Annotated in this window: 20 protein-coding genes, 2 tRNA genes and 1 pseudogene; 13 read left to right on the top strand and 10 right to left on the bottom strand. The window is 65.0% G+C overall.

Features of this window, described 5'->3' with window-relative positions; translation table 11 throughout:
- The first annotated feature begins 19 nt into the window (after positions 1-19).
- A complete protein-coding gene (locus tag ACX9MO_RS15880) occupies positions 20-664 on the top strand; it encodes a DUF1638 domain-containing protein (protein ID WP_462212545.1) in 645 nt (214 codons plus the stop codon).
- Positions 661-1,185, top strand: coding sequence for a hypothetical protein (locus tag ACX9MO_RS15875; protein ID WP_462212544.1), 525 nt, complete (start codon positions 661-663; stop codon positions 1,183-1,185). Before ACX9MO_RS15880 ends, ACX9MO_RS15875 begins: the two co-directional genes overlap by 4 nt.
- 458 nt (positions 1,186-1,643) lie before the next feature.
- Here ACX9MO_RS15875 and ACX9MO_RS15870 read toward each other — a convergent pair whose 3' ends face one another.
- Entirely contained in the window at positions 1,644-2,054 is a 411-nt protein-coding gene (locus ACX9MO_RS15870) for a SufE family protein (RefSeq protein WP_462212543.1), read from the bottom strand.
- Between the two features lie 148 nt (positions 2,055-2,202).
- Between ACX9MO_RS15870 and ACX9MO_RS15865 the strand changes: the two genes are divergently transcribed.
- The gene (locus ACX9MO_RS15865; protein ID WP_462212542.1) at positions 2,203-2,679 is read left to right on the top strand and encodes a hypothetical protein; all 477 of its coding nucleotides are present in this window, start codon (positions 2,203-2,205) and stop codon (positions 2,677-2,679) included.
- A 110-nt stretch (positions 2,680-2,789) separates the two neighbouring features.
- On the opposite strand, the gene rnd is transcribed toward ACX9MO_RS15865, so the two are convergent.
- Both rnd and ACX9MO_RS15855 read right to left on the bottom strand, forming a co-directional pair.
- Positions 2,790-3,959 carry a ribonuclease D gene (rnd, locus tag ACX9MO_RS15860; RefSeq protein WP_222489577.1) on the bottom strand — a complete coding sequence of 390 codons (1,170 nt, stop codon included), beginning with the start codon at positions 3,957-3,959 and terminating at the stop codon, positions 2,790-2,792.
- Positions 3,956-4,105 carry a hypothetical protein gene (locus tag ACX9MO_RS15855; protein ID WP_462212541.1) on the bottom strand — a complete coding sequence of 50 codons (150 nt, stop codon included), beginning with the start codon at positions 4,103-4,105 and terminating at the stop codon, positions 3,956-3,958. Before ACX9MO_RS15855 ends, rnd begins: the two co-directional genes overlap by 4 nt.
- Positions 4,106-4,175: 70 nt before the next feature.
- Between ACX9MO_RS15855 and ACX9MO_RS15850 the strand changes: the two genes are divergently transcribed.
- On the top strand, positions 4,176-4,370 hold the full coding sequence (locus ACX9MO_RS15850) for a hypothetical protein (RefSeq protein WP_462212540.1): 195 nt from the start codon (positions 4,176-4,178) through the stop codon (positions 4,368-4,370).
- 82 nt (positions 4,371-4,452) lie between these two features.
- Here ACX9MO_RS15850 and purN read toward each other — a convergent pair whose 3' ends face one another.
- The 3 genes from purN to ACX9MO_RS15835 form a co-directional block, all read right to left on the bottom strand.
- Positions 4,453-5,001 (bottom strand): phosphoribosylglycinamide formyltransferase, encoded by a 549-nt coding sequence (gene purN, locus ACX9MO_RS15845; protein ID WP_462214465.1) that lies wholly within the window; start codon positions 4,999-5,001, stop codon positions 4,453-4,455.
- A gap of 53 nt (positions 5,002-5,054) precedes the next feature.
- Positions 5,055-6,098 carry a phosphoribosylformylglycinamidine cyclo-ligase gene (gene purM, locus ACX9MO_RS15840; protein WP_462212539.1) on the bottom strand — a complete coding sequence of 348 codons (1,044 nt, stop codon included), beginning with the start codon at positions 6,096-6,098 and terminating at the stop codon, positions 5,055-5,057.
- A 301-nt stretch (positions 6,099-6,399) separates the two neighbouring features.
- Positions 6,400-7,245: an MBL fold metallo-hydrolase gene (locus tag ACX9MO_RS15835; RefSeq protein ID WP_462212538.1), complete on the bottom strand. Its 846-nt coding sequence runs from the start codon at positions 7,243-7,245 to the stop codon at positions 6,400-6,402.
- A 120-nt stretch (positions 7,246-7,365) separates the two neighbouring features.
- Here ACX9MO_RS15835 and ACX9MO_RS15830 point away from each other — a divergent pair.
- The 4 genes from ACX9MO_RS15830 to ACX9MO_RS15815 all read left to right on the top strand — a co-directional run bounded on the left by ACX9MO_RS15830 (position 7,366) and on the right by ACX9MO_RS15815 (position 12,790).
- A tRNA-Ile gene (locus ACX9MO_RS15830) sits at positions 7,366-7,441 on the top strand.
- A 263-nt stretch (positions 7,442-7,704) separates the two neighbouring features.
- Positions 7,705-9,573, top strand: coding sequence for a calcium-binding protein (locus ACX9MO_RS15825; protein WP_462212537.1), 1,869 nt, complete (start codon positions 7,705-7,707; stop codon positions 9,571-9,573).
- 230 nt (positions 9,574-9,803) lie between these two features.
- Positions 9,804-10,532 carry a hydratase gene (locus ACX9MO_RS15820; protein WP_462212536.1) on the top strand — a complete coding sequence of 243 codons (729 nt, stop codon included), beginning with the start codon at positions 9,804-9,806 and terminating at the stop codon, positions 10,530-10,532.
- Between the two features lie 536 nt (positions 10,533-11,068).
- Positions 11,069-12,790 carry a BspA family leucine-rich repeat surface protein gene (locus ACX9MO_RS15815; protein ID WP_462212535.1) on the top strand — a complete coding sequence of 574 codons (1,722 nt, stop codon included), beginning with the start codon at positions 11,069-11,071 and terminating at the stop codon, positions 12,788-12,790.
- A 63-nt stretch (positions 12,791-12,853) separates the two neighbouring features.
- Here ACX9MO_RS15815 and ACX9MO_RS15810 read toward each other — a convergent pair whose 3' ends face one another.
- Positions 12,854-13,507, bottom strand: coding sequence for a Crp/Fnr family transcriptional regulator (locus tag ACX9MO_RS15810; protein ID WP_462212534.1), 654 nt, complete (start codon positions 13,505-13,507; stop codon positions 12,854-12,856).
- 145 nt (positions 13,508-13,652) lie between these two features.
- Between ACX9MO_RS15810 and ACX9MO_RS15805 the strand changes: the two genes are divergently transcribed.
- Positions 13,653-15,191: an arylsulfatase gene (locus ACX9MO_RS15805; RefSeq protein WP_462212533.1), complete on the top strand. Its 1,539-nt coding sequence runs from the start codon at positions 13,653-13,655 to the stop codon at positions 15,189-15,191.
- Between the two features lie 232 nt (positions 15,192-15,423).
- Here ACX9MO_RS15805 and ACX9MO_RS15800 read toward each other — a convergent pair whose 3' ends face one another.
- A complete protein-coding gene (locus ACX9MO_RS15800; protein WP_222489568.1) occupies positions 15,424-16,740 on the bottom strand; it encodes an ATP-binding protein in 1,317 nt (438 codons plus the stop codon).
- A 62-nt stretch (positions 16,741-16,802) separates the two neighbouring features.
- Between ACX9MO_RS15800 and ACX9MO_RS15795 the strand changes: the two genes are divergently transcribed.
- Entirely contained in the window at positions 16,803-17,717 is a 915-nt protein-coding gene (locus tag ACX9MO_RS15795; protein ID WP_462214464.1) for an MBL fold metallo-hydrolase, read from the top strand.
- 101 nt (positions 17,718-17,818) lie between these two features.
- Positions 17,819-17,893: transfer RNA gene (locus ACX9MO_RS15790), tRNA-Asn, on the top strand.
- 99 nt (positions 17,894-17,992) lie between these two features.
- Here ACX9MO_RS15790 and ACX9MO_RS15785 read toward each other — a convergent pair.
- Positions 17,993-18,697, bottom strand: a complete 705-nt coding sequence (locus ACX9MO_RS15785) for a hypothetical protein (protein ID WP_462212532.1) — start codon at positions 18,695-18,697, stop codon at positions 17,993-17,995.
- Between the two features lie 299 nt (positions 18,698-18,996).
- Between ACX9MO_RS15785 and istA the strand changes: the two are divergent.
- Together istA and istB are read left to right on the top strand one after the other, a co-directional pair.
- A pseudogene (gene istA, locus ACX9MO_RS15780) lies at positions 18,997-20,561 on the top strand (IS21 family transposase).
- Positions 20,494-21,222, top strand: a complete 729-nt coding sequence (istB, locus tag ACX9MO_RS15775; protein ID WP_462212531.1) for an IS21-like element helper ATPase IstB — start codon at positions 20,494-20,496, stop codon at positions 21,220-21,222. The pseudogene istA and the gene istB overlap by 68 nt, the downstream one beginning before the upstream one ends.
- A 470-nt stretch (positions 21,223-21,692) precedes the next feature.
- On the opposite strand, the gene ACX9MO_RS15770 is transcribed toward istB, so the two are convergent.
- On the bottom strand, positions 21,693-23,552 hold the full coding sequence (locus ACX9MO_RS15770) for a calcium-binding protein (RefSeq protein WP_462212530.1): 1,860 nt from the start codon (positions 23,550-23,552) through the stop codon (positions 21,693-21,695).
- Between the last annotated feature and the right edge of the window lie 117 nt (positions 23,553-23,669).

Here is a 23,669-nt window from a genome sequence, read left to right as displayed (position 1 = left end):
AAACAGGCCGTCCGGGGCCTTGCCCGACGCCCGGTCGCTCGACCCGCGCACCCTGACCGATACGGGCCTGCCTGCCAGCGGGCGGGGCCGTATCCTGCTGCTGGCCTGCGGGGCGCTTGCCCGCGAGGTGCTGGCGCTGATCCGCCTGAACGGCTGGACCCAGTTCGACCTGCAGTGCCTGCCCGCCATCCTGCACAACACCCCCGAGAAGATCACCGCCGCCGTGCGCGAGGCGGTCGAGTCCGCCCAGGCGGACTACGAGGATGTCTTCGTGCTCTACGGCGATTGCGGCACCGGCGGGCTGCTGCAGGCGGAATGTGCCCGCCTCGGGGTCTCCATGCTGCCCGGCGCCCATTGCTACGCCTTCTTCGAGGGTGTCGAGGCCTTTGCAGCGCGGGACGAGATCACCTCGTTCTACCTCACCGATTTCCTCGCCCGGCAGTTCGATGCCTTCGTCTGGGAGCCGCTCGGGCTCGACCGGCATCCGCAACTGCTGCCGATGTACTTCGGCCATTACGAGCGTCTGGTCTACCTCGCCCAGACCGACGATCCCGCGCTGACCGCCCGGGCAGAGGCGGCCGCCGCCCGGCTCGGCCTTGCATTCACCCGCCGTTTCACGGGATATGGCGACCTTGCCACCGCCCTCGAACGGATAGCCTCGTGACTGCTCGCACCCCGGATAGCCCCCCTGACCGACTGGCCACCGATTGTTCCAAATGTGCGGCGCTCTGCTGCCTCGCGCTTGCCTTCGACAAGGGCAAGGATTTTGCCTTCGACAAGAACCCGGGCGAGCCCTGCCGGAACCTGAAGGGCCATCTGTGTTCGATCCACGACAGCCTGACGGACAAGGGGTTCCCCGGCTGCGTCGCCTACGATTGCCTCGGCGCGGGCAACCGCGTGGTGCAGGAGATCTTCGGCGGGCGGTCGTGGCAGAAAGACCCGATGCTGACGCGCCCGATGATGGAGGCCTTCTCGGGGATGCGGGAGGTACACAAGCGCATCGACCTGCTGCGTGCGGCGGAGGCGCTGCCGCTGTCGAAACAGCATGACCAGACGCGGCGGGAATACCTCGCGCGGCTGGAGCAATACACCTGGAGCGGGCAGGAGCTGAACGATTTCGAGGTCGGGCTGGCGCTGGAGATCGACCTCTTCTTCCACGGCTTGCGGGGGTATGTGAGCCGGTGAGGATGTAGGGACGTGTAGTCAACGGCGACACATCCACCGTCTTGAAGCCCGACCGCCGGGACCGACACCGGCCTCAGCAAACGTTCTTTGCAACGCTGCGGTCCACCACGTAGGGCAGCGCTGTCCCGCGGGGTGGCGCTATAGCGCCGGTCGCCATTGGTGCGCCATTGGTCCGAGCCCCAATGGCGACGGGGGGCGGGTCGGCGCTGCCCGGCCTATCGGCCGGGTGGGTGGTGGATGGAGAGTACGGCGCTTTGGAGCTCAGGTCTGGGAGGGGCGGATTTGTGCAACGTACGTCCCGGCCACAGAGCTACAGAGCTACAGAGCTACAGAGCTACAGAGCTACAGAGCTACAGAGCTACAGAGCTACAGAGCTACAGAGCTACAGAGCTACAGAGCTACAGAGCTACAGGGGCGCAAAACCGCAACCCACGCAATCCCCACGCGCAGCCCCAGCCTCACGCCGCCTCGGCCGCGACCTTCCGCACCCGTTCAATCATCGCCCGCAGCCCGTTCGAGCGCTGCGCCGAGAGGTGATCCTGCAGCGACAGCCGCGCCAGTTCGCCGGCCGCGTCCACCTTGCCCACCTCGCACACCGGCAGCCCGTTGTAGAGCGCGCGCAGCACCGCGATCAGCCCGCGCACGATCATCGCGTCGCTCTCGCCGTCGAAGCGGAAGACACCGTCCTCGATCACCGGGTGCAGCCAGACCTGGCTGGCGCAGCCCTCGACCTTGGTGGCGGGCACCTTCAGCGCCTCGGGCAGCGGGTCCATCGCTTTGCCCATGTCGATCACGTGCCGGTAGCGGGTCTCCCAATCCTCAAGGAATTCGAAATCCGCGACAATGTCCTCGAAGGCTTCCTGCGCCATGGTTCTCTCCGCTGTGTCTTGCCTCTCACCTAGGCCCTCGCCGCCCGAAGGTCCAGACCGCGCGCCGCGCGTCCCGCCCCCGGGGCTTGGCGCTTTTCAAGCACGGCCCGATAAGGTAACCGGGAGGAAATCATCAGAAGGTCCCGACATGCGCAAGCTCCTGTCTCTCGTCCTGATCTCCGCCCTGGCCGTCTCTGCCTGCGGGCGCAACCGTGCGCCGGCCCCGGCGCCCTCGGGCGAGACGAACGACCTGATCCCGGAGCGGTCGGCGATCGGGCTTGGCAACCTGCGGGACTACCAGGCGCGCTACTTCGGCACCCCGGTCGAGACGATCCTTGATGCCAAGCTGGAGCGTACGCCCACCGGCGGCATCCTGACCGTGACCGCGCAATCGGCGACCCAAGGCGATCATGACCTGCGCCTGATCCCCGAGACCGAGGATGCCACCCCGGTCGACGGCGTGCTGCGCCTGACCCTCGTGGCCGAGAAGCTGGAGCGCGCACCGGTCGGCACCGCAGCCAGCCGCACCATGCGCAAGTCGCTCTTCTTCACCAATGCAGAGCTGGTCCCGATCCGCCGGATCGAGGTGATCGGCGCCACCAACTCGGCCGCGATCAGCCGCTGATCCCCGCCCCTTTCCATGCACGAAGGGCCGCCCCGAGGGGCGGCCCTTTCGCGTTGTCTGAAGGCCCATGTCCGGCACAGACTGCGCCGGGTCCTTTCACGGACCGCCGGTCAGGCGAGTTCGATGATCTCGACGTTGGGGCCCTTGGCCGCAAGCGCGATCTTGCCATCGCAGAGCCGCAGCGCATCCTCGCCGAAGACGTCACGCCGCCAGCCGCTGAGGGCGGGCAGATCGCGCATCCCGGCGGCAATCGCGTCGAGGTCCGCCGCGGGGGCGATCAGCCGCGAGGCGACGCCCGCCTGCTCCGACTTGGCCTTGAGCAGCACGCGCAGCAGGTCGGCCAGCGCCGGGTTCACCTGCATCTTCTCGCGCGAGGTATCGACCTCGGGCAGCTTGTCGGCGGGGCATTCGAGACCGGCCTTCACGGCGGCAAGGATGCCATCCGCGATCTCGCCCTTGCGGGCCTCGCGCAGCAGCAGCCGCGACCGGCCGAGGTCCTTCATGTCCTTGGGCTTGGTCGAGGCCAGCTCGACCAGTGCGTCATCCTTGTAGACCCGGCTGCGGGGCACGTTGCGCTCCTGCGCGTAGGCCTCGCGGAACTTGGCCAGTTCGCGCAGCACGGCCAGGAACTTGCCCGAGGTGGTGCGGGTGCGCACGCGTTGCCATGCCTCGTCCGGACGGACCTGGTAGGTCTCGGGATCGGAGAGGATGCGCAGCTCCTCGGCCACCCATTTCTCGCGCTTGGCGCGGGCGATGTCGCGGGCCAGACGCTCGTAGATCACCCGCAGGTGGGTCACGTCGGCGATGGCATAGGTCTTCTGGGCATCGGTCAGCGGGCGGCGCGACCAGTCGGTGAAGCGCGACGACTTGTCGAGCGACTCTTTGGCGATCTTGCGCACCAGCGTCTCGTAGCCGACCTGTTCGCCGAAGCCGCAGACCATCGCCGCGACCTGCGTGTCGAAGAGCGGCTCGGGGATGACACCGGCGTCGACGAAGAAGATCTCCAGATCCTGACGTGCGGCGTGGAAGACCTTCACCACGGAGGTGTTTCGGAAGAGCTCGTAGAGCGGCTCGAGCGAGAGCCCGTCGGCCAGCGGATCGACCAGAACGGCGTCGGGCCCCTCGCCCGCCTGTTCCACCGGCAGGGCCAGCTGCACGAGGCAGAGCTGGGAGTAATAGGTCCGTTCGCGCAGGAACTCGGTATCGACCGTGACATAGGTGCAGTTGGCTGCCCGTTGGCAGAAGGCGGAAAGGTCGTCGGTCGTGGTGATTGTTATCATAATTGGGCCATGTTTGCCTGCATGCGGTTGCACAGGGATAGGCAAAACCGGGGGAAATGAAAAGGAGCCGTGCCGGATTCTCCGCCCACCGGCGGCATCCCTGCCACCGGATGAGGCAAATCATTCCCAATGATGATGAAGATCAATCCAAACATTCATTTTGGCGATGAAAGAGGAGCCTCTATATGAAGGTCATTCCCTGAAAGGAGGCTCCCCATGACGACTCTCGACCTGAATATCCCCGCAGAAGCGATCTCCCGCGCCCGGCACGACGGGTCGGTGATCGCCTCCACCCTCGCCGCCGTGCTGCTGCTGGCCCTGCTGGGGCTGCCCGCCCTTCTGGCCGGGCCCGACAACCGCGCGCCGGAACACTGGAACGGCAATTCCGCGGGCGCCCTCAGCGCGCGGTAAGCCGGACCTGCACGGCCAGAACGACAACGGGGGCCCATGGCCCCCGTTTTCTTGTTCAATCTCTGGCATCCATCAGCCCTGATCAGGACAGGTTCAGCATCTCGCGGTTGCCGGCGGCAAAGCGGCGCAGCACGGCCGGATAGAGCCTGTGCTCCATCGTCAGCACCCGCGCGGCCAGCACCTCGGACGTATCGCCCGGCTCGACCGGCACCCGCGCCTGTCCGAGGATCGGACCGTCGTCGAGGTTGGGCGTCACCTCGTGCACGGTGCAGCCCGCCTCGGCGTCGCCTGCCTCCAGCGCGCGGGCGTGGGTGTGCAGCCCCTTGTACTTGGGCAGCAGCGAGGGATGGATGTTCAGCATCCGGCCCGTCCATTGCGACACGAAGCCCTCGGTCAGGATGCGCATGAAGCCCGCAAGGCAGAGGATGTCGGGCTGGTAGGGCGCGATCACCTCCATCAGCGCGGCCTCGAAGGCGGCGCGGTCACCCTTGAAGGGACGGTGATCCACGGCGGCCACCTCGACCCCCATGGCCCGGGCCTTGGCAAGGCCGCCCGCCTGCGGGTCGTTGGAAAGCACGAGGCAGGGCCGCGCCGGGTGGTCACCCTGCATCGACTCGACCAGTTTCACCATGTTCGAGCCGCCCCCCGACAGGAGGATGGCGACCCGCTTCGTCTCGGCTTGGGTCAAGAGAGCGTGCCCGTGTAAGCGACGCCTTCGCCGTCCGTCACGGTGCCGAGGCGGAAGACGGTTTCGCCCTCGCCTTCCAGCAGCGCGGTCAGCGCCTCGGCCTGATCGGCCGCCACGACGACGACCATGCCGATGCCGCAGTTGAAGGTCTTGAGCAGATCCGCCTGATCGGTGCCGCCCTGTTCGCGCAGCCACTGGAAGACCGGCGGCAGCGACCATGCGGAGAGGTCGATCTCGGCGCCGAAGCCCTCGATCACGCGGGGCAGGTTCTCGGTCAGGCCGCCGCCGGTGATATGGGCAAGGGCATGGACACCGCCCGCGCGCACGGCGGCGAGCGCCGGCTTCACGTAGAGACGGGTCGGCGTCAGCAGCGCCTCGCCGAGGGTGCCCTCGCCGAAGGGACAGGCCGCGTCCCAGCCGAGGCCCGAGACCTCGACCACCTTGCGGACCAGCGAATAGCCGTTGGAATGCACCCCGTCCGAGGCGAGGCCCAGCAGGACATCGCCCGCCTGCACGCCGTCGGGCAGCGCGGTGCCGCGCTCCATAGCCCCCACGGCAAAGCCCGCGAGGTCGAAATCGCCCGCCGGGTACATGCCCGGCATCTCAGCGGTTTCGCCGCCGATCAGGGCACAGCCCGAGCGGTAGCAGCCCTCGGCGATGCCTTCGACCACGCGGGCGGCGGCGTCGACCGACAGCTTGCCGGTGGCGAAATAGTCGAGGAAGAAGAGCGGCTCGGCGCCCTGGCAGACGAGGTCGTTCACGCACATGGCGACGAGGTCGATGCCCACGCCGTCCACGAGGCCGGTGTCGATGGCGATGCGCAGCTTGGTGCCCACGCCGTCGGTGGCCGCCACGAGGATCGGGTCCTCGTAGCCCGCGGCCTTCAGGTCGAAGAGCGCGCCGAAGCCGCCCAGGCCCGACATGACGCCGGACCGGCTGGTCCGCTTCGCCGCCGGCTTGATCCGTTCGACCAGCTCATTGCCCGCGTCGATGTCCACGCCGGCATCGGCATAGGTGATCCCGTTGGGTTTCCCGCTCATGCGCACTCTCCTGATGATGGCGCCCCCGATAGAGCAATGCGGCGCGGCTGTCCACGGGGCAAGCGGGCCGAAACCACAGGTTTCAGCCAGAGTTTCGCTCCGCCCGGTTTCCATCCGCCCGCGATCCCTCCGTCAGAGGTTTCCGGGGCGCAGGCTGCGGGGGCCCAAGGGTACGGGCGCTCAAGGTACGGGGGCCCAAGGTACGGGGACGCAAGGTTCGGGGGCGCAAGGTTCGGAGGACGCAGACCTCTCCCGAGGTCCCCGGCCCCGTCGCCCGCCTCGGCCCCACAACGGTCCTCCCTCAGTCTGGGACGAAGCGGTAGCCAAGGGGCGCCGCCTCCACCCGGCCCACGCCGGGGAAATCGAGGTGCATCCCCACGACGCGCTCGCCGCTGCGCGCCTGCTGCTCCAGCAGGGCCAGCCGGGTTGCCCGCGCCTGATCCCCGTCGAGGTCATAGATCACGCTCCACTCCGGCAGGGCGAACTGGAAGCGCTGCGAATGCACGACGTCGGCGAGGATCAACAGGCTGTCCTCCCCGTCCTGCAGGCGGAAGCCGGAATGGCCCGGCGTATGGCCCGGCAGCGGCACATGGGTGAGACCGGGCAGGACCTCCTCGCCCTCCTCCAGAAGCCGGACGCCGCCGGCATAGGGGGCCAGCGTGGTGCGGACGTAGAGGCGCGAGCTGCGCGAGCCCTCGCTGAGGGCCTCCAGCAGCGCGTCGTCGTGCACCATCTCCCAGTCGGTCCGGCTGATCACGAGGGTGGCGTTCGGGAACCGCGCCGTGCCCGCGTCGTCCAGCAGCGCGCCGACGTGATCGCCGTGGGGATGGGTCAGCAGGACAATCGTGATCTGCTCCGGCGTCACGCCCGCCTCCTCCAGTGCCTCGGGCGTGAACCCGGCGTCGGGGCTGCGGCCCGGGGGATTGCCCGCGTCGATCAGGACAAGCTGGCCCTCCATCTCGACCAGGCAGGCATTGATGTCGAACTTCAGCGGCTCCTCGGCCCGTGCCCCGGTCTGGGCATCGGCCTGCGCCGCGAGGGAGGCATCATAGGTCGGCAACACGGCCTCGGCCTGCGGGTACATTGCGCCGTCGTAGAGGACGGTCAGGGCTGCGTCGCCGACAGCAGTGCGGTGAATACGTGTCATGAAGGGCCTCCTTGGCTGGCGCCAAAGAAGCAGCCCCGTGGCCCGGATGCAATCCACGCACCCGTGCAATGGCGCGCATGCTTGACCCTTCCCGCGCAGATCGCGATAACGGCGTCGGACGGGCCTGTAGCTCAACGGTTAGAGCAGAGCGCTCATAACGCTTTGGTTGCGGGTTCAAATCCTGCCGGGCCTACCAAAACACCGTCCGCCCCCCCGAAGACAGATCGTGCTTGGCTTGGTGTGGCAACGTCTGGCGCGCAGGACGGCAGAGCCCCGCCCCTCTCAATGGCGCATCTGACCGCCCCGAAACGGTCTGCGGCCCGTCGTCCATATTCCCCCAGATGAAACTATCGTTTGCAGAACTCGGCAGCCTATCAATTGGCGCCAACTTTCTTTAACATTATCGCCATCATTTCAAAAAATCCCGTACCGACCTGAAATACCGAAAGAAATTAGACCATGAATGAATACCGCCTGATCACAGACGCACAATCCACCTTTCTTTATGGCAGCCATGTCAGCTTTCGGGGACTCGAGCTGCTCAGGTTGGAAAGTGGCGATATCGTTCTTTTCAACGGTGAAATCCTCTGGATGGGCAATGCCGCGGGCGAGCGGATCGGCGCCCCGGTCTCCCTCTCCGACCTGCTTGATGGGGAGCGTCCGAGTACGTCGAACACGGTTCAGGCCGCAGCGCTGAGCGATGGCGGTTTCGTCCTTGGGCTGCAGCATAGCAGCGACACGGTCGGGGCGGCTCCGGTGGGGCGGATGCAGGTCTTCGATCCGGACGGAACGCCCCGCGGGGCCGCCTTCGAAACTCCGGCACCGGCCCTCGACATCGAGGCGCTTGCCGGCGGTCTTTTCGCCGTGACCTACGTCGAGTTCCCCGCCTCGGGCCACCCAAGGCTGATGATGCGCGGCTATTCTGCCGAGGGCGTCGCCCTCGGCACGCCCACCCTGATCACGAATGATGCCCGCTATGCCGAGGACCTCGGCCCCGTCATCGAGCAGATGGACAACGGGCAGATCGTGGTCGCCTGGCGGCACATGGACGACGGACGCGTGTTCCGCATCTTCAACGCGGATGGCACCGCGGCCACCCCCGAGATCAATGTCTTCGACTACGAGTTCGGCGGAAGCAACGAAGTCAGCGAAAGCTTTGAGCAGGCGGTCATCGTGGAGCGCCCCTCCGGCGGCTTCGCGATCCTCTGGGGGGACTCGGCGTCAAATGTCCAGGGCCGCCTGTTCACGGCCGAGGGCGCACCGGAGGTGGCCGTTTTCACTGCGGCAGCCGGGATCGGGCACAGTTCCACCTTCGATGTCTCCGTCACCGATGACGGCTATTTCCTGCTCGCGACCGGCAGCAGGTCCAACGCGCCGCAGGTGGCGCTGCACGTGCTCAACCCGGAAGGTGTTGGGGTGCTACGGAACGCACGGCTGGCAAGCGATGGCCAGGCGATCTTGGTCGAGGGGTTCGCCGATACGGGCGACGAGTCAGTGCTGTTCCTGCGCGGCACCACGAGCGCCGCCTTCACCTCGGTCGAATTCGAGAATTTCACCGTTCTGGGCGAGGACAACGACGTCTTGCGCATGCCCGAGACCCTGCATTTCCTGGATGCCAGCGGCGGCAACGACATCATCACGGGCACCTCCGGGGATGACTACGTCGAGGGCGGGGATGGCAATGACATCCTGATCTTCCTGCCCGGAGGCAACAATCGGGGCTTCGGCGGGGACGGGTATGACCAGATTCAGGGCGGCGACGGGCACGACGCGCTCTACGGCGGCGAGACGGCGGCGGATCTGGCGGATGCGATCTACGGGCGCGGCGGCAACGACACGATCGACGGCGGCTACGGCAACGACGAACTGCGCGGCGATGCCGGGGACGACGTGATCGAAGGCGGCCATGGCGCGGACACGATCGTGGGCGGCACGGGCAATGACCGGTTGAGCGGCGGCGCCTTCGGTGACGCGATCTTTGCCGGCGCGGGCGCGGATTTCGTCAACGGCGGGTTCGGCCATGACCGGATCAATGGCGGCGCCGGCGCCGACACCTTCTACCACGTGGGTGTGCTGGGACATGGATCGGACTGGATACAGGACTTCTCCGATGCGGAGGGCGACAGGCTGCAACTTGGAGGGTCCGGGCAGCCGTCCGACTTCAGGGTGAACTTCGCCGAGACCGAGAACGCGGGCGCAGCGGGCGTGGAGGAGGCTTTCATCATCTTCCAGCCCACCGGGCAAATCCTCTGGGCGCTGGTGGATGGCGCGGCGCAGGCCTCGATCGACATCGTCATCCGGGGCCAGACCTACGACCTGCTGGCCTGAAGCCCGTGCGGGGCGCCCGGCCGGACATGACCCGGGCGCCGCGCCCTGCCCCATGAGGCCCTGCCCCATGAGGCCCTGCCCCATTAGGCCCTGCCCCGTGAAACGGCGTCCTGAGCCGATATCGAGACGCGGTTCCACGACCGGGAGAGGCGGGCGTCGCCCATCCTCTTGCCCCGGCGTCCTTTTCCTGTTTCCTTCTGCGCGACACAGACGTTGAGCAGGACAGGATCATGACGGATTTGACGCAGTTCACCCAAGCCCTCATCGAAGCGCATCGGACCCGCAGCCGCTTCGACCCCGAGGGGATGGCCCTGCCCGCGACACGGGCCGAGGCGCGCGCGCTGCAGGCAGATGTCATGGCCACGCTCGGACCGGTCGCGGGCTACAAGATCGGCGCGCAGGACGAGGAGGTCGTCACCTTCGCGCCCATCCCGCAGGCCCGCACCCACCCCAGCGGCGCCACCGTCACCGCACGTGATCGGCTGGCGGTGGAACTGGAGGTTGGCTTCGAACTCGTGGCCCCGCTGCCCGACGGCCCGCCGCCCGAGGCGCTGCAGGCCTACTTCCGCCCGCGGGTCGCGCTCGAACTCGTGGACACCCGCCTGACCGGGGCACGCGCCAGCGACCCCGTGCTGAAACTCGCGGATTTCCAGCTGAACGAGGGGCTGATCCTCGGCACCGGGCCCGAGAACTGGGATGGCCGGGACTTCACCACGGTCACCGCGCAGATGACCGCCAATGACACCACCGTCGTCGAGGGGCCGATCACCATTCCGGGCGGCTCCGCCCGGACCAGCCTGCGGCGCTGCCTGCGCACGCTCGACGCCATGGGGCGTCGGCTGGACCCCGGGCAGGTCGTCATCACCGGTTCGCTTTGTGGCGTGCCGTGGTTCGACAAGGGCACCGAGGTGAACACCCGGATCGAGGGCCTCGGAACCGCGGCGGTCACCATCGACTGAGGCGCCTGCCGGGTCCGTCACCACGGGCCCGGCGCTGACCTTGCCCGCGCCTCTCGGTCCGCGCCTCTCGGTCCGCGCCTGTCGGGCCGCGCCTGTCGGGCCGCGCCTGTCGGGCCGCGCCTGTCGGGCCGCGCCTGTCGGGCCGCGCCTGTCGGGCCGCGCCTGTCGGGCCGCGCCTGTCGGGCCGCGCGCCGGCGCCCCGGCCCGGCGCGACACGACCGACGCAAGACACAGGGCTTGGCCCGAAAACGGACAGGGACAGGGGCCCGGCCATGCCGGATGACCCGACATCGGACAGCCAGGCGGCACCTGACGGCGGACCGGCCACCGGACAGCGCCCCGTCTCGTCAGACTTGAGGGGGGCGCACCTCGCAATTCCATCGGCAGCCGGATTTGCGAAATATCGCCATCCTCAAAAAACGTCATTCAGACGCGCTTGACCCCCGCGCTTATTGCAATGAAATTGCGGATAAATCCGATCGATGCCCTTTCATTTCCCGACCCCTTAGAATCCAATTTACGTTTGAAGCAGACTTTTGACGACCGCCCCGACCAACGATCTCACCAGCTATTTCAGCGTCAATTCCGACGGGACATCGCGGCCAATTCCCGATGACCTCGGATCATGGGATACGAGCGCCGTCATCTCGCTGGAGCGCACCTTCCAGAACAACCGTGACTTTGACGTGGATATCGGGGCCTGGGACACCGGCAGCGTCACGACCATGACCGGCACGTTCTACGGGGCGCAGAGCTTCGACCAGGACATCGGAGACTGGGACACGTCGCATGTCACCTCGATGAACGCGATGTTCTACCAGGCGCAGGCCTTCAGCGGGGACATCAGCGGCTGGGACACGGGCCGCGTGACCAACATGGCGCAGATGTTCACCTCGGCCAGACGCTTCACCGGCGATATCAGCGGTTGGGACACCGGCAGCGTGACCACCATGCGCAGCATGTTCGAGAACGCCTACAGCTTCAACCGGGACCTCAGCGGCTGGGACACCAGCAACGTGACCGACATGTCCGGGATGTTCGCCTTTGCCCTGGCCTTCCGGCCCGGCTCGACGTTGAACCCGGCGGGGATCGGGGGCTGGGACACCAGCAGCGTCACCGACATGTCCCGGATGTTCCTCGGCACCCGCGGGGTCTTCGACGTCGGGGACTGGGACGTCAGCAACGTGACCCAGATGTCGTATATGTTCGACGGCGCGCAGGTCTCGGGCGACCTCGGCGCGTGGGACCTCTCTTCGCTGACGAACGCCCGCTATATGCTCAACAACGCCAGCATGTCGGTCGCGGATTTCGACGCGACCCTTGAAGGCTGGGCCCGGCTCGATCCCGGGGAGACGCGGATCCCCACGGGCATTGACCTGGGGCTTGCGCCGGACTACAGCAACGTCGCCGCCTACACGATCCTGACCGAGACCTACGGCTGGACCATCAATGCGACCCGCGTCTTCGGGGAGACCGATGGCGATGACCTGATCGACCTCTCCTCCGAACCCGGGGCCGTGACGGTCACTGGACAGGACGGCAACGACCACATCATCGGCGGCGCCTTCGACGACCTGATCTATGGCGACGATACATACGAGAGCCAGTACGACACGCCGACCGACCTGAACGACACGCTCGAAGGCGGCTTGGGGCACGACCGGCTTGTCGGTGGGCGGGGCGATGATGTGCTTTACGGGTCCCGCATGGGCAGCGATCCCGCACAGGATGGCGCCGACAGCCTCTATGGCGGATCGGGCGACGACTACCTGAACGGCGGCTATGGCAACGACGCCCTGCGCGGCGACGCCGGGTCCGATACCCTCGACGGTGGCTTTGGCGCGGATACGCTGATCGGCGGCACCGGGGATGACGTCCTCACCGGTCAGGCGCTGTCGGATCTGCTCTACGGCGGCGACGGGGCGGACTTCCTCAATGGCGGGTTCGGCAGCGATCGCCTCAATGGCGGCGCCGGGGCGGACCGGTTCTACCACCTCGGCAGCGAAGGCCATGGCTCGGACTGGGTGCAGGACTTTTCGGATACCGAGGGCGATATGCTGGTCTTCGGCGGCGCGGCCTCGGCCGAGGATTTCCGGGTGACCTTCGGTGCGACCGGCGATGCCGGCGCGGCAGAGGTCGACGAAGCCTTTGTCCTCTATCGCCCGACCGGTCAGATCCTCTGGGCCCTTGTGGATGGCGCGGCGCAGGATGCGATCATGCTCAGCATCGGCGGCAGCACCTTCGACCTGCTGGGCTGAGCCCGCCCCTCGCCCGCGCGCGGTCACCAGGTGCCGATGGCAGCAGACCCTCAGGTCAGCCCCTCAGGCCAGATCGTCTTCCCGTTCAAGACCGACGACCGCCTCAAGCGCCTCGGGCGCGGCCAGGACGATCGTCCCGTAGCCGCGCTTCACGTGGCCCAGTGCCTCGAACTCGGCCAGCCGGGCGGCCACCGCGCTGCGCGAGGCCTGAATGATCGTCGCGATGTCGCTCTGCGAGGCCCGGACCACCCGCGGCGCCCCGGTCTCAGGCTGGGCGAGCAGAAGCAGGGCGCGTGCCACGCGTTCGGAGAGGTTCTGGATGCGCAGCAGGCCGACGACCTCGAAGGTGAGCGCCATGTTGGTGGCCAGAAGCCGCGCGATCTCTTGCCAGCCGCAGGGCTGTTCGGCGCAGATCCGCTGGAGCTCCTCCCGCCGCAGCCGCAGCAGCTGACAAGGGCCACGGGCCGTCAGGGTGAGCAATCGCCTGCGCCCGAGCGTCGAGGCAAGATCGCCGTGCCAGGCACCAGGACCGGAAATGAAGGCGAGTGAATTCGACGCGTCGACCCCTTGCAAGTGCACTTCGAGATGTCCATCCAGGATGCCGTAGATCGCCCCCGACGGGTCGCCGGCATTGTAAACCGTTTCACCATTTCCGAACCTGATCAGATCAGCGCGGCCAAGAACCGCGTCCCGGAATTCCGGGGCGGTGGAGGCCAACCACCCCTGTGTGCGCAATACTTTCAGAGACCGCATATCAAACAACTTTTTCCGGCAAACTATCCACCAAACGACAAACTCAAATCCACTTTGTACTAGGATTTGATCACTACCCAAGAATCTATTGAAAAATGGAGTCCCCGCAATGTCTTTTCGATCTGCCCTCGCGTCCGCTCTCCTGGCGCTGTCGGCATCCACGGTTGCCGCGCAGGAGGCGCCGGCCAAACCGAATATCCTCGTGATCTGGGGGGATGATGTCGGGATGTGGAACATCTCGGCCTATCACCGCGGAATGATGGCGGGCGAAACGCCCAATATCGACCGGATCGCAAATGAAGGCATGCTCTTCATGGATCACTATGCGCAGGCGTCCTGCACCGCAGGGCGCGCGGCCTTCATCACCGGGCAGTATCCGATCCGCGTCGGCCTCGCCACGGTGGGTCTGCCCGGCGCGCCGCAGGGCCTCTCGACCGAGGACCCGACGCTGGCGGAAATGCTCAAGGCCGAAGGCTATCGCACCGGGCAGTTCGGCAAGAACCACCTCGGCGATCAGGACACCCACCTGCCCACGAACCACGGCTTCGACGAGTTCTTCGGCATCCTCTACCACCTGAACGCCGGGGAATACCCCGAACAGGTCGACTACCCCGCGCAGGCCTTCGAGGACGCAAACCTCGCGCAGCGCGGCATCACCCACAGCTTCGCCACCGCCGATGGCGGGCAGGAGATCGAGGACCTCGGCCCCTTCGGCGCGGATGTGCAACGGCACCTCGACCAGGACGTGCTGGTGGAAAGCAAGCGTTTCATCACGGACGCTGTGGAGGCGAACGAGCCCTTCTTCGTCTGGCACAACACCACGCGGATGCACTACAAGACCAACCTCGATGACCACTACGCGGGCATCACCGGCCTCGGGAACGTCTATGCCGATGGCATGGTCGAGATGGACGACGACGTGGGCGAACTGCTGACGCTGCTCGACGATCTGGGCGTGGCGGACAACACGATGGTCATGTTCTCCACCGACAACGGCGCGGCGTCGAACTCCTGGCCTGATGGCGGCAACCAGCCGTTCCGGGGCGAGAAGGGCGTCGGCGGCTACGAGGGTGCCTTCAAGGTGCCGATGATGGTCAAATGGCCGGGACTCATCCCCGAGGGCACGACCACCGGCGAGCTGATGACCATGGAGGACTGGATCCCCACCATCATGAGCCAGCTGGGCAAGCCGGACCTGAAGGAAGACCTTCTGGCGGGCACCGAGATCGGGGGCAAGTCCTTCAAGGTGCATCTCGACGGCTATGACCAGACGCCGATCCTGACCAAGTCCGGCCCGTCGAACCGGATGGAATTCTACTTCTTCTCCGAAACGACCTTCCACGGGCTGCGGTACGGGGAATGGAAATTCCTCTTCACCCACCAGGACCGCTGGTTCAACGGCCAGCAGTACGAGATGACGTCGCCGCAGATCACCCGCCTCGACCTCGACCCGTTCGAGCGGTTCCACGGGGCGCGCGGTTTCGATGAATGGCAGGAGAACCGCTCCTGGGCGATCGGGCCGGCACTTGGCCTGGTGAATTCCTTCGTGGCCTCCTTCGAGGAGTTTCCGCCGCGTGTCGCCAGCTTCTCGACCTCGGTCGAGGAGATGTCGAAGACGATCATGGAAGCGGCCCCCGCACCGCAGTAAGGCGGCGGGCCTTCCCGTTGGCCGTTCAACGCCCCCGGCGCCTCGCGCCGGGGGCTTTTCTTCATCCCGCCCGCCAGAGGCAATCGCCGGTCCCGTGCGCCACGATCACGACAGGGCACGGTGCTGCGGTCTATCGCCGCCCGCGTCTCTGCCCCGGGGTCAGCTGAAAGGCGCCCCCTGCACGGCGCGCAGCGAGACCCTTCACCGGTCCTGCACGGCGCGCAGCGATCCCTCACCGGGCGATCACGATATCCGCCTGCAGCCCGCCCATCCGCGTGCTGTCCCCCAGCCGGAGCACACCGCCGTGGGCGCGCGCGATGTCGATGGCGATGGACAGCCCCAGACCCACGCCGAGGCCGCGGTTCTGGTTGCGCGATTCGTCGAGCCGGGTGAAGGGCCGCAGCGCCTCCTCGCGCCGCTCCGCGGGAATGCCGGGGCCGTCATCCTCGACCCGGATGCGCAGGCTCTTCTCCGACAGAGTGACCGAGACCTCGGCCCGCTCCCCATAGCGCACGGCATTGGAAATCAGGTTCTCCACCGCGCGCCGGATCGCGCCGGGGCGCAGCTGCACCGTGCCCTCGCCCTCGGTCGCCACCAGCGTCACCGGAACCTTGCCGCGCTGGTCGTCCTCCACGATCTGCCGGACCAACGCGATGGGGTCGACCTCCTCGACCTCCTCGCCCGTGGTGCCGCGCGCGAAGGCGAGGAACTCGTCCAGCAGGCGCTGCATCTCGGCCACGTCGCGCTCCATCGGTTCGCGGTCCTCGTCCTCAAGCATGGAGAGCCCCAGCTTCAGCCGCGTCAACGGCGTGCGCAGGTCGTGGCTGACCCCGGAGAGCATCAGCGTGCGCTGCTCGATCTGGCGTTCGATCCGGGTGCGCATGTCGAGGAAGGCATTGCCCGCCGCCCGCACCTCCACCGCACCCGAGGGCCTGTAGGGCTCCACCCGACCGCGGCCGAAGGCCTCCGCCGCCTTGGCCAGCCGGGTGACCGGCCGCAGCTGGTTGCGCAGGTAGATGAAGGAGATCGCCGTCATCAGGATGCCGAAGACCACCATGTTCACCAGCAACTGGTGCGGGTTGGAGGCCGAGACCCGCTTGCGCGAGAAATCGAACCGCAGCAGCCCGCGGCTGCCCTCGGCAAAGACGGTGACACGCTGGTTGTCGGGCAGCAACACGGCCCGCACCTGCGGCACGTTCTCGTCCAGCGTCGAGATCACCACGAGGCCGGAGAAATCGTACCAGCGCCGCTGGTCCTCGGCCGGCAGATCGGCCTCGGGCACCTTCGTGACCGCGATCTCGAGCATGTTCGAGATCTCGTCCAGCGTGATCTCGGGCAGCAGCGCCGCCTCTTCCTTGTCCGCCTCCAGCAGCATCCCCAGCTCGAGCGAGAGCGAGCCGGTCATCTGCCGGGTCACCCCCTCGAAGTGGCGCTGGATGAAGACGACGGAGACCACCAGTTGCAGCGTCACAACCGGAAGCACGAGGATGAGCGCCGCCCGCCCGTAGAGGCTGCGCGGCACATAGCGTTTGAGCCAGTCGAAGGTCATGGCTAAACCTTAGCAGCGGACTTGGCGGAGGAAAGCCCATGCAGAAGCCCATGCCCCCCCAGATGCAGGCGCCGGATGATTTCGATCCCCGGCCCGGCGTGGCCGAGGCGCTCTCGCCCCTCGTGCGGCGGATCGTGGCGCCGAACCCCTCGCCGATGACCTATCGCGGCACGAACACCTATCTCGTGGGCCAATCCGAGATCGCCGTGATCGACCCGGGCCCCCGCGATGACGCGCACATGGCCGCGATTCTGGCGGCCCTCGCCCCCGGTCAGAGGATCAGCCACATTTTCGTGACCCACGCCCATCTCGACCATTCCCCCCTCGCCCGACCGCTGTCCGAGGCGACCGGCGCCCCCGTGCTGGCCTACGGCGACGCCTTCGCCGGACGCTCGGCCGCGATGCAGACCCTCGCCGCAGCCGGGGAGATCGGCGGCGGTGAAGGGGTGGACGCCGCCTTCGTGCCCGACATCGAACTGGCCGACGGGGAGGAGGTCTCCGGCCCCGACTGGACGCTGGAGGCGCTCTGGACGCCGGGCCACTATGGCAACCACCTGAGCTTCCAGCTGGGCGAGGAGCTCTTCTCCGGCGATCTGGTGATGGGATGGGCCAGCTCTCTCGTCTCGCCCCCCGATGGCGATCTCACCGATTTCATGGCGTCGTGCGAACGCCTTGCCGCCCGCCCCGCCCGGCGCTTCCATCCCGGCCACGGCGCACCGGTCGACGCCCCGGCCGAACGGCTCGCCTTCCTGCTCTCCCACCGCCGCGCCCGCGAGGGGGCGATTCTGGACGCGCTCGCCGCCGGTCCCGCCACCGCCGCCGCCCTCGCAGCCCGTATCTACACCGATACCGATCCGCGCCTCCTGCCCGCCGCGACGCGCAATGTCCTCGCGCATCTCATTGACCTTACGGGAAGATCCCGGGTCGTACCGGCAGGAGACCTGCGCGCGGACAGCGCTTTCACGCGGACCTCGTGACCCTGCCGCAAGGTCATGGGGCCTCCGGACAGAAAATCGAAATTTTCGTGACAATTGCCTCTGGACGCCCCTGAATCGCATCGCTATACAGCCCCACATGTTCCGGCGTAGCTCAGCGGTAGAGCAGTTGACTGTTAATCAATTGGTCGTAGGTTCGATCCCTACCGCCGGAGCCATAAAAAGCCACCAAGCCCAATAGCTTGGTGGCTTTTTTGCGCTTTGACCGAGGCGGGCCATTTTCTCTAGTAGGCAGATAGTAGGCAAGCTATGTCCTCCTACGCTTCCCCGCCATCTTTCTCACCATCGAGAAAAGGACATACATCCAACAAGGCAACAGTAACCGCATCCAAAAACTTGCTCATGACTGCAGCCCTTCGTTTACAACGCTGTGCCCACTGTTTCGAAGCCGTGCGATAGTGCTCACGCTGAGCTTCTTTGGCGTGGGGCCTGTCCTCTGAAAGACCCAACAGCCCAAAGAGCGCAATCCTAGAGATACCAACGTCAGAAAATCCTGCGTGATGATGCACGCCGTGGCGTTCCCGTATCTCATCTTTAAACTCTTTATCAAATTTCTTTATAAAATCGCCGAAACCCAACTTGTGGTCGGGCACAGCTACATGGAGTGCCTCGGATAGCTTCTTCAACCGTTCCCTGAATTGATAGAACTTGCCGAAGTATAACTCACAAATATTTCGTAGATGACTTTCCTTCGTCACTGGAGCCGAGGAAAAGGGATATCTCCTGAAGTACCACTCAACCTCGCGCAGCCCTTCAAGAGTGCTCGATAGCTCCAAGTACGCCATCAAAACCGCATGTTGGTTATTGATTTCCTGATCAAACTCGAAATCCCCCAATGAAGGCTCAGGTGGCAGCATCTCATCATCAAAACGAAGAGTGTATCCTATCTGCGCTCGCTTCCACTCCCGCCAGCCTCGAACGTCATCGAGCTTCTTCATCCAATTCACCAAAGCGATCTGCATTTGACGTTGCGCGTCATTCGGTTCAGGCATTTGCACCCATACTGTGAAAGGGGTTGGCGACTAGGATTCGAATATTACACGATCCAATTTTAGTGCAAGGTCGTGGATCGTCGCCAAAGTCTCGGGACCAAACTCCCCTTTGCGGTAATCGTCCGCCACACGCACCATTGCTCTGCTCCCCAACACTGTGTGAACAGGCATGGAAAACTGACCCTGTAGCGGGGTGATCGGCGTCCAAAAATGACCCCCTTACATTGATGGTCATCATGCTCCCGGGAACAACCGGGAGCAGTTTTGGGATGTTGGTCGTGGAGACTATCGCGAAGATCCGTCGGGCGTATTTCCAGGACGGCAAATCGATCAAGCAGATCTGTCGTGACCTGCGTGTCTCGCGGAACACCGTCCGGAAAGTGGTCCGTTCTGGTGTGACGGAACTCACCTACGAGCGCAGTGTCCAGCCGCAGCCGAAGATCGGCCCCTGGAAGGCCGAGCTTGATCGGATGCTTGAGGAGAACGCGCGCAAGCCCAAGCGCGACCGGCTCACCCGCATCCGTCTGTTCGAGGAGTTGCAGGTCCTCGGCTACGCAGGCGGATACGATGCGGTGCGGCGCTATGCTGCGGCGTGGGCGAAGTCGGAACGCGAGGCAACAGCCTCCGCATATGTGCCGCTGACCTTCGCGCCTGGAGAAGCCTACCAGTTCGACTGGAGCCACGAGATCGTCCTGATCGATGGTGTGACCATGACGGTGAAGGTCGCTCATGTCCGGCTGTGCCATAGTCGAATGCTCTTCGTCAGGGCCTATCCACGCGAGACGCAAGAGATGGTCTTCGACGCACACGACCAGGCATTTGCATTCTTCGGTGGCGCCTGTGCGCGGGGCATCTACGACAATATGAAGACAGCGGTGGAGACGATCTTCGTTGGCCGGGAGCGTGCCTACAATCGCCGCTTCCAACAGATGTGCGGGCACTATCTTGTCGATCCGGTGGCCTGCACGCCTGCATCGGGATGGGAGAAAGGCCAGGTCGAGAACCAGGTCGGTGTGGTGCGTCGGCGCTTCTTCGTGCCGCGACCGCGCTTCAAAAGCCTTGCCGAACTGAATGCTTGGCTGCGAGATCGCTGCTTGGCCTGGGCCAAGTCCCACCCGCACCCCGAGCTGCGCGAGCGATCGACCTGGGACGTCTTCGAGGCTGAGCGCCCAAGCCTTGTGCCCTATGCTGGCCCCTTCGACGGATACCATGCGGTGCCGGCCTCGGTCTCGAAGACCTGCCTCGTCCGGTTCGACAACAACCGCTACTCGGTCGAGGCTCATGCCGTCGGCCGTCCCGTCGAGATCCGCGCCTATGCTGAACGCGTCGAGCTCTGGCAGGATGGAAAGCTCGTGGGTGAGCATGCGCGCGTCTTCGGACGCGGCAAAGATGTCTACGACCCGCTGCACTACATCCCTGTGCTCGCACGGAAGCCCGGTGCCCTGCGGAATGGTGCCCCTTCAAGGAGTGGGAGCTGCCACCTGCCATGCGGCGGGTCCAACGCAAGCTGGGGAGAGCACCCAATGGCGATCGGCAGATGGTGGATGTTCTCAGCGCGGTTCTGACGGATGGGCTGGATGCTGTCGAAGCAGCGTGCGCTGAAGCGCTCGAGGAAGGCGTGCATTCCTCCGCCGTTGTTCTCAACATTCTGGCGCGCCGTCGGGAACCCGCGCCAGCCCTGACAATCACCACGCCGGACGCGCTGCGCCTACGCTGCCAGCCGGTTGCCGATTGCACCCGCTACGACAGCCTCAGGAGACGAGATCATGGAAAGATCAAAGGTTCTGGACGCGATGGGCCAGCTCAAGCTCTACGGAATGAGGGCGGCATATGACGAGATCATCGCGACCGCGGTGAAGCGCCAACACGAACCTCAGCAGATCGTGGGCGACCTTCTGCATGCCGAGATCAACGAGAAGCAGGCACGCTCGATCAAATACCAGATGACCATCGCGAAGCTGCCACTTGCCAAGGAAGTCAACGAGTTCGACTTCGAGGAGACGCCGGTCAATGAAACGCTGGTGCGCGACCTCGTCAGCGCGGAGTTCCTCGAGCAGCAGCGTAATGTCGTGCTCATCGGTGGCACCGGGACCGGCAAGTCGCATCTGGCTGTCGGGATTGCCCGGGCCTGCATCCGCAGCGGCAAGAGGGGCCGCTTCTTCAACGTTGTCGACCTGGTGAACAAGCTCGATGCCGAGGCACGCGACGACAGGCAAGGACGCATCGCCGATCTCCTCTGCCGGATGGACTTCGTGATCCTCGACGAGCTTGGCTACCTGCCATTCGCCCAGACAGGCGGGCAACTGCTGTTCCACCTGATCAGTCGCCTCTACGAACGCACTTCGATCATCGTCACCACCAATCTGGACTTCGGTGAATGGCCCAGCGTCTTCAGCGATGCAAAGATGACGACCGCGCTTCTGGATCGCCTCACCCACCACTGCGACATCATCGAAACCGGCAACGAGAGCTGGCGCTTTAAGACACGCGCCTGATCAGCTTGCCCGAGCCGGCTGCGCGACTTGGGGGCTACGCCGCCCCGGGCAAGCTGTGCCAAACGAGGGGGTCATTATTGGACGCCGATAGGGGGTCAAAGTTCGCTGCCGATTGACAAACACTGGACCACCACCTCAGGGCTACCGGCAAGGAAATCTCTCGGGCGGAGTCTCTAGCTGCCCTGATGGCCGAAGGGCTGGAACGCGTCCTAGACCACCAAGACTTCGGCGGCAACGGGAACTGACGCTACCGTCATACACACGACGCGAGGCGAGGCATGAACGGTCGGACTACCGCATAGGGCACTCTGAGCCTGCATTCTATATCCTGCCCTGGCTAGATCACCCAGTACCGCTAACGTCCGGACTAGGCATAAGACCCCACCACGAAGTGCCATCCCGGAAATATGAAACGGGCGTTGAGCAACAACCCCGGGGGAGAGCACTATGTGTAGGACATGGGAGTAAGGCTATGCCAGAAGGTCGAAAACCTCTCCTCCAGCCAAAAGATTGATCTGGGCCTCAGCCTCACCATCAACCAATGCCCAGATGATCTGCCCCGTGGGTCTGTAGATCACGAAGGCCTCCATCACCGCGTCGTCTCCGGACCGTTCGCCCGAGGCAGCCTCTGCGTGGGCAAAATTGACCTGGAACTGAGACTGGTTAGCGGACACATCTCCGAACACCAAGACATCTCCCTCGGCGGCGCTGTAATCTTGGACCCAGTCCGAGCCATGGCCCTCTGTGCCGGCATGATAGAACTTGTCGGCCCCAGCTCCACCACTAAGACGGTCTGACCCGAAGCCGCCATTCAGGAAATCGTCGCCTGCGCCGCCGAAGATGAGATCAGACAGGGCCGACCCGCTGATGATATCGTTGCCGTCTTGCCCGTAGAGCTCGTCAGCTCCGAAACCGCCCGTGATGCTGTCGTCCCCTTCCATGCCATAGATGAGGTCGTTCCCATAGCCGCCGTCAACGGTGTCATCTCCGGCGCCCGCATAGATAATGTCGCGCAGATCTGCCTCGGAGTTTCCACCGATGATCACGTCATCGCCGTCTCCTCCGTTCAAGGTGTCCGAACCGTCCCCTCCATTGAGGGTGTCGTTTTCATCCCCACCGAGCAGTCGGTCGTGCCCGTCGAAACCGTTCAGGATGTCGGGGCCGATTGTGCCCTCGATGACATCCGCATCGCCTGTACCATCGAAGTGAAAGTTGAGCTCAAGATTCTGCATGAGAACGTTATCGTCAATGGTAGAGGAACTACCGCCGAAGGAGCCGAGAAACCTGTGATTGCCCAGGTAAATGAGATCGTCGAGCGGCGCATCGAGTTGGGTTGTGGTTCGCTCGGCAATGACGGCCCCATCAAGGCCGAGGACCTGACCGTTGAAGACGAAATTCGTGTAGCGAAAGGACAGGTCTTCGAAGCTGCCCACCAGGAGGCCGTCTTCCAGACGTATCAACTGGTCATAAGGGGCGTTGTGTACAGTCGCTATGATGCCGATTTCGCTTGTTGCACCGACCACAGTGCCGTCCAGGTCGAACGTCTGTGAATGGGTGGTTCTCGGCCAACTCCCGTCCTCCCAGAAGATCTCGAAGTGGCCTGGTGTCGTGGCCATGGCGAGGAAAGAGGTGTCATTCGCTGCGTGATCAAGCTCGATGACAATCGGTCCTCCTGCCGGCTCCCCGGTGCTGTCCACGAGGAGGCCATTCAGCTCATAGCTTCTCGCCCCGAAGGCGCCGGTTTCTTCGACGAGCCAAAGGGTCAGGAAGTGACCGTTTCCAACATCGAAGGCAGAAACATTCCCGAAACTGCCATCCTCGAAGACAATCGGCTCACCGACAGAGGTCCCGGAAATGTCGAACAGCCTGCCCACTCTTTGGTACTGCTCGCCGTCTTCGATGCGCTCGTAGGCGGCATAGAACGTGAACCCTTGATCGTTCGTGACGGTGGCACCGCGAACGTCCTCCAGATGCACCAGTTCACCCGCAGTGTCGTCGGAGCCAAAGCTGCGAAGATGAACACCCTCACCGTCTTCGATCCAACGCACGACGTAACCACCGTTTGACAGGGCAACGACATCAATAGCGTCCGGCGTATTCGCACTTACGGCGCTGATCATGAATTGCTCGCCCGATCTTGTACCGCTGGCATCGTAGCGCTGGCCAAACACCTCCAGAGAGCTCCCGTCCTCGGTGTAGGACCGCCAGACAACGACGTGGCCGCCATCATTGAGTCTAGCGAGCGAACTCGCATCCTGTGTTGCGATGTCGAAGGTGTTCACCTGCTCGAAATCGGACGTTGCTCGGAAAACTGCGGTAGTGGTGATCATACTGACTCAATCTCTTGTGGGGCAGCAGAACCCTTCGCTGCAGGCGATCTAGAGCAAACGCAACTGGTGTAGGCAAGCGCGAAGATTTGCCCCTGCGAAAGCAAGTGTGCCCTGGTC

It is taken from the genome of Pseudooceanicola profundus (genome assembly GCF_054919315.1).
Note: the sequence above shows the minus strand (reverse complement) of the source record. Positions and strands in the feature narration are given on the sequence as shown.

Coding starts and splice junctions, on each gene's coding strand:
- ACX9MO_RS15870 (WP_462212543.1), bottom strand. CDS start 2,054: ATGGCGCAGGAAGCCTTCGAGGACATTGTCGCGGATTTCGAATTCCTT.
- ACX9MO_RS15865 (WP_462212542.1), top strand. CDS start 2,203: ATGCGCAAGCTCCTGTCTCTCGTCCTGATCTCCGCCCTGGCCGTCTCT.
- rnd (WP_222489577.1), bottom strand. CDS start 3,959: ATGATAACAATCACCACGACCGACGACCTTTCCGCCTTCTGCCAACGG.
- ACX9MO_RS15850 (WP_462212540.1), top strand. CDS start 4,176: ATGACGACTCTCGACCTGAATATCCCCGCAGAAGCGATCTCCCGCGCC.
- purN (WP_462214465.1), bottom strand. CDS start 5,001: ATGGTGAAACTGGTCGAGTCGATGCAGGGTGACCACCCGGCGCGGCCC.
- purM (WP_462212539.1), bottom strand. CDS start 6,098: ATGAGCGGGAAACCCAACGGGATCACCTATGCCGATGCCGGCGTGGAC.
- ACX9MO_RS15835 (WP_462212538.1), bottom strand. CDS start 7,245: ATGACACGTATTCACCGCACTGCTGTCGGCGACGCAGCCCTGACCGTC.
- ACX9MO_RS15825 (WP_462212537.1), top strand. CDS start 7,705: ATGAATGAATACCGCCTGATCACAGACGCACAATCCACCTTTCTTTAT.
- ACX9MO_RS15820 (WP_462212536.1), top strand. CDS start 9,804: ATGACGGATTTGACGCAGTTCACCCAAGCCCTCATCGAAGCGCATCGG.
- ACX9MO_RS15805 (WP_462212533.1), top strand. CDS start 13,653: ATGTCTTTTCGATCTGCCCTCGCGTCCGCTCTCCTGGCGCTGTCGGCA.
- ACX9MO_RS15800 (WP_222489568.1), bottom strand. CDS start 16,740: ATGACCTTCGACTGGCTCAAACGCTATGTGCCGCGCAGCCTCTACGGG.
- ACX9MO_RS15795 (WP_462214464.1), top strand. CDS start 16,803: ATGCAGGCGCCGGATGATTTCGATCCCCGGCCCGGCGTGGCCGAGGCG.
- ACX9MO_RS15785 (WP_462212532.1), bottom strand. CDS start 18,697: ATGCAGATCGCTTTGGTGAATTGGATGAAGAAGCTCGATGACGTTCGA.
- istB (WP_462212531.1), top strand. CDS start 20,494: ATGGAAAGATCAAAGGTTCTGGACGCGATGGGCCAGCTCAAGCTCTAC.
- ACX9MO_RS15770 (WP_462212530.1), bottom strand. CDS start 23,552: ATGATCACCACTACCGCAGTTTTCCGAGCAACGTCCGATTTCGAGCAG.